Below are 7,875 nucleotides of genomic sequence, written 5' to 3'. Positions count from 1 at the left end.
ATCATAGGGGTACTCCTTTCGTTTTACTATATTTTACAAAAGTCTCACTCCTATTACAACTTTATTGTATCAGCTCAGTTTTCTAGAGAATGAGCTCAAACATGGCGTTTGGCAGCAGCGGAACGCCGTGTATACGAAAAAGCATTTAAAACATGGCACTTTATAAGGGTGATGCGCCATGTATACAGAAAAGTCCCGGGATTATGGCACACGACTTCTCGACGATACGAAGCAGTTACATGAATCGGCAGCACGAACCAGTCGCGTCAGGATAGTACAATCACCAGCACCTACCGGCAGTACCGACAAAAACAGTATCGACAAAGGCGATACTGACAAAGGAAAGGATAAAGAAACAAAATCACGCACATCGCCTATAGAGAAAATGCCGTATCAGGAAAATCCCCCGATACGGCATAATTTACTCAATTTTTTATTTTCTTGTCTCTTCAAATTCCTTCCATGCAGCTTTGCGGAAATCTTCGTTGAGAAGATATTCACAGGCAACTACGGTTAAACCTTTGGCTGCCAGCATCATACCGTCAAAGCCCTGCTGCGAGCCTGCTGCCTTGCAGAAAGGTTCTGTGTGGCAAGCGATGTCACTAGGACCCATTTTGAAGTAGGATCCAAGGGTCGGACACACGTAGGTGATGTCACCTACGTCCCATGCAAAGTTTCTGGAATCTGTCTGGGTATAGCTTTCTCCAATGCTGTCCAAATACTGTGCCAAAACCAGCCCCATCTGATGATTGGATTTGGTATCTTTCATCGGGTTTGGAACAACTTCCCAGTCGTAAGTGCAGCCTGTTACCAAGCAAGCCGCTTCCGCACAGTTACGCAGATTCTGCACAACTCTGTCAAGATGCGGAGATGTGTCGGAACGAAGACTGAATTCCAGTCCACAGCTGTCAGGAATGGTGTTGGAAACCAGTCCTCCGTCGGTTACAATGCCGCTGATGACATCGCAAGGACGGTTCTGCTGTCGGATTGCATTCATGTTGCTCATGCAAAGCATGCCGGCAGTCAGTGCATTTTTGCCAAGCACCGGATCGCCTCCTGCATGAACGCCATATCCGTGGAAGTGCAGCTTTACAGTGGTTGCAGCCACCAGATTTCTCTCGATGACAGTTTCTCCCTCACCGTGGGCTGTGAATACGCAGTCCACATCGCTGAAAATGCCTTCGTTTACCATAACCGCTTTAGTTCCGTAGTTAGGAACAGTTCCTTCTTCAGCCGGCGCGCCGATGACACGGACTTCGCCTCCCAGTTCCTCCTGAATTTTGCTTAGGGTAATTGCGCCGCCTACAGCGGAGCAGCAGAACAGGTTATGGCCGCAGGCATGTCCGATTTTTGGAAGTGCGTCATACTCTGCAACATATGCGATAACAGGTCCCGGTTTTCCAGATTTTTTCACCGCGGAAAAAGCAGTTTCCATGCCTAAAAGATTTCTTTCTACAGTAAAACCGTTTTCAGAAAGCATATCAGTAAGCAGCTTCGAAGCCTTAAACTCCTGATGTCCCAGCTCCGGGTTTTCCCAGATGGTTCTGCTCATAGCAGTCAGCGCCTGTCTGCGGCTTTCCAGTTCCTCGGTGATTTTTCCAATATATTTTTCAGCTAACATGATTTCTCCTTACGTGAAATTACATGAAGATGGTTGCGCCAGGTCCAAGAGGCAGTCCCAGAACGTACCATACTACAATCAGTACAACCCAGGTCAGACCAATGGTGATTGCCATCGGCAGCATGGTTGCGATGATAGAACCCAGACCGGATTTCTTGTCATATTTCAGCGCAGTCATGATGATAAACGGCATAAATGGCTCCAGCGGTGAGATGGAGTTAGTTACAGAGTCAGCGATACGGAATGCTGCCTGCGTAAATGCCGGTGAAAAGTTCATCTTCATGAACATCGGTACAAAAATCGGTGCCATCAGCGCCCATTTTGCAGATGCACTGCCGATTACAAAGTTAATCAGCATAGTAATACCGATAAATGCCAAGATGAGAGGAATACCGGTCAAGTTGGTGCTGCTTAAAAATTCAGAGCCCTTTACTGACAGATATAATCCCAGATTGGACTGTGAAAATGCTTTTACAAACTGACCTGCAAAGAAGCACAGTACGATAAATCCAGCCAGACCAGACATGGATTTGCCCCACATATTTACTACATCTGCAGATTTTTTGATTGCTTTAGTGCGAATACCATAAACAATGCCCGGTACCAGGAAGAAAACAGTCAGAATTGGAATCATGCTGCTCATAAACGGTGACTGAATAACGCCGCCGTCTTCTCCACGGAGAATGCCGTTTGTCGGCACAATGGTAATTGCAACCACAATAAGATAAATTAAAACAGAGATACCCGCCCATTTCAGTCCGGATTTTTCTTCTGCTGTTACTGCAGAAAGTGTGGTATCTTCTACAGTACCATCTCCGTCTTCAGCTTTGTATTCGCCCAAACGAGGCTCCACCACTTTTTCTAAAACAATAGTACCTGTGATAGTCAAAACAACGGTAGATACTGCCATGAAGTACCAGTTTACAGTCGGATTTACCAGATAGTTCGGGTCGTAAATCTGTGCTGCATCCTGGGTGATACCGGCAAGCAGAATATCTGTCTGCGTGATTAACAGGTTTGCAGAAAGACCTGCAGCTACGCCGGCAAAACCAGCAGCAAGACCTGCAATCGGGTGCCTTCCCATACCTTTAAAGATCATGGCGCCAAGAGGCGGGATAATGACGAATGTTGCAGAACCAGCCAAACTTCCCATAATACCTACAAACAGTACTACAGCAGTTACCAGTACTTTCGGCGCACCTGCAATAGAAGATTTGATTACAGTGGTTACAAGCCCTGTTTCTTCAGCAATACCGATACCCAGCATAGCTACCAGGGTCATACCCAGCGGGCTGAAAGTTACAAAGTTTTCAACCATAGACTGCAGCAGCCAAATCAGACCTTCTTTGCTCATCAGGTTCATGATATACTGCTCTTCACCGGTGTTTGGATGTGGAAATACAATATTACCGCAAAGACCGGAAATGACGAATACTACGATCGTCAGAATGATGAAAATGTAAACGGGATGAGGCAGCTTGTTTCCGAAGCGCTCAATACCGTTCCAAATTCCGCGTTTCTTTTCGTTCATTTTTTACTCCTTTGGTTACATCATTTCTTTTGTTAAACAAATTAACTTAACGCAATAAAAGCAGGCATATCAAATGCTGGTGCATTCTGACATGCCACACACGTTCTCTATGATACCGCAAAACCTTATAAAATTCTAGTAAATTTTTTATTTTTTTCATATAAAAACTTTACTACTTTACTTCAAGAAATATCCAAAAGCTGTCGGCAGCGGTATTTCTGCAGCTAACTGCGCATCGCTTGCCCACTGGAAAATTTTCGGCATTTTTTCCACTGCAATAAAATAACCTGTCATATGCCACTCTACATGGGTAAATACATGGCAGTAATCGGTACTGCGCAAAAGATTCTTCGGCGCACAGCCCCAGCGTTCCACTTGCTCTATGGCTTGGGCGGCGGTCAGCCTTTTCTCTACATTAGGCAACTGATACAGTCCCGCTAAAAGACCTGTTTCAGCACGCCTGCAAACAGCCGTTCCTAAAGGCGCCTGCAGAATAAAAACAGTCATGTCCACTTTTCTTCTTGCCTTTTTCTTCGCTTTCACAGGTAGTGCAGCTGCTGTACCTGCGGCTTTCGCTTCGCAGTAGGCGTTCACCGGACAGATTTCACACTTTGGTGCGCCTGCCGGTCCGCAGATAAGCGCCCCCAGCTCGATGAGTCCCTGCGTAAAATCGCCGCAGTCTTTTTCTGGATAAAGGGAGGACAGGTAAGCAGTAATCCGCTTCTTCAGCCCGGCATTTAAAATATCCGTATCGTCGTTATTTAAACGGCTCATCACCCGCAGCACATTGCCGTCCACAGCTGCGGTCTTCTGATTAAAGCATATGGATGCAATTGCCCCTGCCGTGTAATCTCCAATGCCCGGAAGGGCTTTAATAGCATCAAACTCCTGCGGAAAAATACCGCCCATCTGCGCTTCTATCTGCTGGGCGGCTTTATGCATGTTTCGGATTCGATTGTAATATCCAAGACCCTGCCAAAGCTTCAGCAAGGTCTCTTCCTCCGCAGCTGCAAGATCAGAAATGGTCGGCAGCGCCTTCATAAAGCGCAGATAATATTCCCGTACTGCTTCCACTCTGGTCTGCTGCAGCATAATCTCTGAAACCCAGACATGATATGGTTCTTTGTCTTCTCGCCAAGGCAAATCTCTGCGATTTTCGCGGTACCATGTCATCAGCGTTTCTGTAAAAGTTTTATCGATTCGTTTCACCATTTTGTTTAACCGTTTGCTCTTAAAAATCCTTCGATAATCTGCTGTTCTGCTTCTTCCTCAGTAAGTCCCAGAGTTCTCAGCTTCAAAATCTGCTCGCCTGCCACTTTGCCGATAGCTGCCTCATGGATCAGTTCTGCATCAAGGTGACCGGCATAAAGCTCGGGCGCCGCATTAACTCTGCCTTTTCCTACGAGAATTGCGTCACATTCGGAGTGACCTGTACAGCGGTTGTTGCCTTTTATCTTGGAATGATATTCCTGATAGGAATTGCCCTTTGCGACAGAGCGGGAAATCAAATCAATGGCGCTGTCTTCGCCATTCATATCCACATCAAAATCTGTCATGACGTATTCGTCTCCGTCTGTCATCAGACTTTCGTGAATCAAAAGCTTCGCCCGGTCCCCAAGGCTTCCTGTGGTAGTTCTGACGGAATGATCCACACCACCCAGCTGAATGGTGTTCATCTCAAGCACAGCGTCCTCAGCAAGTTCCACATGGGTTACCGGACTGATTTTCTTCTGCCCGGTTCCTTCTCCGGTTCCCAGATGCTTTTCTTCATAAAGAACTTTAGCACCTCTTTCCAGATAGAAGCTATGAATACCGTTGTGTGCAGCTTCCCCTTCATCGTCGGTATGCACACCGCAGCCTGCTACAATCACTACATCAGCACCTTCACCAACGTGAAAATCATTATATACAAGGTCACTCACGTTACCGCGAGTCACACAGGCAGGAATGAAAACCTTCTCTCCTTTGGTGCCTGCTTTGATGTAAATATCAATACCGCTGCCGTCAGCCTTACCCTCAATCTGAATGTTGTCGGTGGACTGTCTGCCTGCGCAGCCGCCGTTTTCTCTGATGTTGAATGCCCCTGTATAGCCTCCCTCTGTATAATCAGAGACTGCTTTTAAAAGTTCTTCTGTCAGCTTGTCCATCTTTTACCACTCCTTTCCAATCGGGCAGATGCCGGCTTTTTCACCTGCCAAAAGCTGCGGCATAATTTCCTGGCTCGGACCTGAAATGCGAACTTTTCCGTCCACAATTACCGCAATTTCATCTGCAATCTCAAGAAGACGCTCCTGATGGGAAATAACCAGAAGAGCCTTATCCTGTTCTTTTTTAAGATCCTCAAAGGTCTCAATGAGTCCTGTAAAGCTCCACAGGTCAATACCTGCCTCCGGCTCGTCGAAAATAAGCACCTTGCTGTCTCTTCGCGCCAGTACGGAAGCAATTTCGATTCTTTTGATTTCACCGCCTGAAAGGCTGGCATTGATTTCTCTATCGATATAATCCTTGGTGCAAAGCCCCACCTTCGCCATCAGCTGACAGACATTTTCATCGCCAACGTCTCCGCCTGCTGCCAAATCAAGAAGAGAACGCACGGTAATCCCCTTAAATCTGACCGGCTGCTGAAAAGCATAGCTGATACCAAGCTTCGCTCGTTCTGTAATATCTTTCTCCGTAATATCTATATCTCCAAGGCTGATTCTGCCGCTGCTGACCTGATTCAGACCCGCAATAACCTTCGCAAGGGAAGTCTTGCCGCCTCCATTTGGACCAGTAACTACAGTCAGTTTCCCCGGTTTTAGCTGCAAATCAATTCCTTTGAGAACCGCATCTCTGCCATCCGGTTTCCAGCACACATTCTCAAGTGTTAGCATGTTGTTCCTCCAAAAAACTTAATAATTGTTACATACTTTTCTATTTTATACCATTTACAGCAGAATTGAAACCTTTTTCTCTCGAAAACGCCGCGAAAAAACACCTCCCGCCTGCACTGCATAAAAGAGGTGTTAGATACTAAAAGTTATGCGTTTAATTTTGCTACCGCTTCAGCGCCTGTCATACCGACCTCAACGCCCAGCTCCGCAGCCTTTGCAGAAACCGCCTTTACCGGATTTGCCAGCGTCTCCTCAAAACAGCTGCCGCCTACAATTGCAGCAGCGTCCCCAAAGGACTCAGCCGCCGGCAGATTGAGATAGCCGCACATTACATATCCCTTCCTGCAAGGAATCAAAAGCATATTCGGATGTCCTTCTCCGCCAGGGGCAACAACTCGCAGTCCCTGAACAGATTGTCCGTTTACGTTTAACATTTCAACTTCTATCATTTCCATTTTCCTCCTGTATGGTATTCTTCTGGATTTATTATACTGCCCCTTTACTCGGAAGTAAAGAGCCTCTTCTCTTCTCGTTTCTTCTGTTTCCATTCCTCAATCTGAGAAAGCCGCTCCTTTACCAGCTTTTCTCTGCCCTGGGTCGTCGGCTGATAATACTGTCTTCCTTTCAGTGAATCCGGCAGGCAAGTCATAACAGTCAGCTTTTCTTCTGTGTCATGGGCATATTCATATCCTTTTCCGTAGTCTAGTTCCTTCATCAGGCTGGTCGGTGCATTGCAAAGGTGCAGCGGCACCGGCTCTGCCGGCATATTCTTTACATCTTTCTTACACGCTTCGCAGGCTTTGTAAAGAGCGTTGGATTTGCTCGCCATGGAAAGATACACCACAGCATGGGTCAAGTGCACATCACACTCTGGCATGCCCAGAAAGTGGCAAGCCTGATAAGCCGCGACTGCTATCTGTAGTGCTGCAGAATCTGCCATACCTACATCCTCGCTGGCAAAGCGCACCAGTCTGCGCGCGATATACAGCGGATCCTCTCCGCCATCCAGCATCCTGCAAAGCCAATACACCGCAGCGTCCGGGTCGCTGTTTCGCATGGATTTGTGAAGCGCTGAAATCAGATTATAGTGTTCCTCTCCATTTTTATCGTATAACAACGATCTGCGATTCATGCATTCGGAAAGCACTGAATCAGTCACATGAACTGTGCCATTTTCGTCAATTTCACCGTTGAGCACCGCCATCTCCAACGTATTCAGCGCTGTTCTTGCATCCCCATTGGAAAACCTGGCAATAACCGAAAGATCCCCTTCCGTAATATCAACATCCATATTTCCAAAACCCTTTTCGCTGGTAATGGCATGCTGCAGAAGTCCTGTCAGATCCTCTTCGCCAAGAGCTTTCATCACAAAGACCTTGCATCTTGATAAAAGCGCAGAATTAATTTCAAAGGATGGATTTTCCGTCGTTGCACCAACTAGTATGATACTGCCCTTTTCCACATAAGGAAGAAACGCATCCTGCTGCGCCTTATTGAACCTATGGATTTCGTCCGCAAAGAGCAGTGTGCGAATCCCCATACGCCGGGACTCTTCGGCTCGTCCCATAACCGCTTTGATTTCTTTGATTCCGCTGGTTACCGCACTGAACTCCACAAAGTTCGCCTTGGTTTGCTTTGCGATAATCCTTGCAAGAGTGGTTTTTCCCACACCCGGTGGCCCCCAGAAAATCATCGAAGAAATCTGATCCTTGTCTATGAGCTGGCGTAAGATTTTCCCTTTTCCAATCAGGTGCTGCTGCCCCACATACTCGTCCAGAGTTTCTGGTCTGAGACGGCTTGCCAGCGGCGCAACTTCGGGTCTATTGTCAAAAATTGTAATCTGTTCCATA

General features: G+C 46.8%; 7 protein-coding genes. All 7 read right to left on the bottom strand.

What is annotated here, in order from left to right; translation table 11 throughout:
• Nucleotides 1-433: 433 nt before the first annotated feature.
• Complete coding sequence (locus tag NFR88_RS12460) at nt 434-1,621, bottom strand: M20 family metallopeptidase (RefSeq protein ID WP_251616390.1); 1,188 nt, start codon at nt 1,619-1,621, stop codon at nt 434-436.
• 19 nt (nt 1,622-1,640) lie between these two features.
• Nucleotides 1,641-3,152 (bottom strand): AbgT family transporter, encoded by a 1,512-nt coding sequence (locus tag NFR88_RS12455; protein WP_251616387.1) that lies wholly within the window; start codon nt 3,150-3,152, stop codon nt 1,641-1,643.
• Nucleotides 3,153-3,329: 177 nt separating this feature from the next.
• Nucleotides 3,330-4,364, bottom strand: a complete 1,035-nt coding sequence (mutY, locus tag NFR88_RS12450) for an A/G-specific adenine glycosylase (RefSeq protein ID WP_251616383.1) — start codon at nt 4,362-4,364, stop codon at nt 3,330-3,332.
• A gap of 5 nt (nt 4,365-4,369) precedes the next feature.
• Nucleotides 4,370-5,299: a SufB/SufD family protein gene (locus tag NFR88_RS12445; protein WP_251616381.1), complete on the bottom strand. Its 930-nt coding sequence runs from the start codon at nt 5,297-5,299 to the stop codon at nt 4,370-4,372.
• Nucleotides 5,300-5,302: 3 nt separating this feature from the next.
• Nucleotides 5,303-6,025, bottom strand: a complete 723-nt coding sequence (locus NFR88_RS12440; RefSeq protein WP_160203184.1) for an ABC transporter ATP-binding protein — start codon at nt 6,023-6,025, stop codon at nt 5,303-5,305.
• 146 nt (nt 6,026-6,171) lie between these two features.
• Nucleotides 6,172-6,474 (bottom strand): YunC family protein, encoded by a 303-nt coding sequence (locus NFR88_RS12435; protein WP_201759613.1) that lies wholly within the window; start codon nt 6,472-6,474, stop codon nt 6,172-6,174.
• A 50-nt stretch (nt 6,475-6,524) separates the two neighbouring features.
• A complete protein-coding gene (locus NFR88_RS12430; protein ID WP_161908922.1) occupies nt 6,525-7,874 on the bottom strand; it encodes a replication-associated recombination protein A in 1,350 nt (449 codons plus the stop codon).
• Nucleotide 7,875: the final 1 nt, after the last annotated feature.

The sequence above is a fragment of the Senimuribacter intestinalis genome (genome assembly GCF_943192965.1).
Taxonomy (GTDB): Bacteria; Bacillota; Clostridia; order Peptostreptococcales; family Anaerovoracaceae; genus Senimuribacter; species Senimuribacter intestinalis.
Note: the sequence above shows the minus strand (reverse complement) of the source record. Positions and strands in the feature narration are given on the sequence as shown.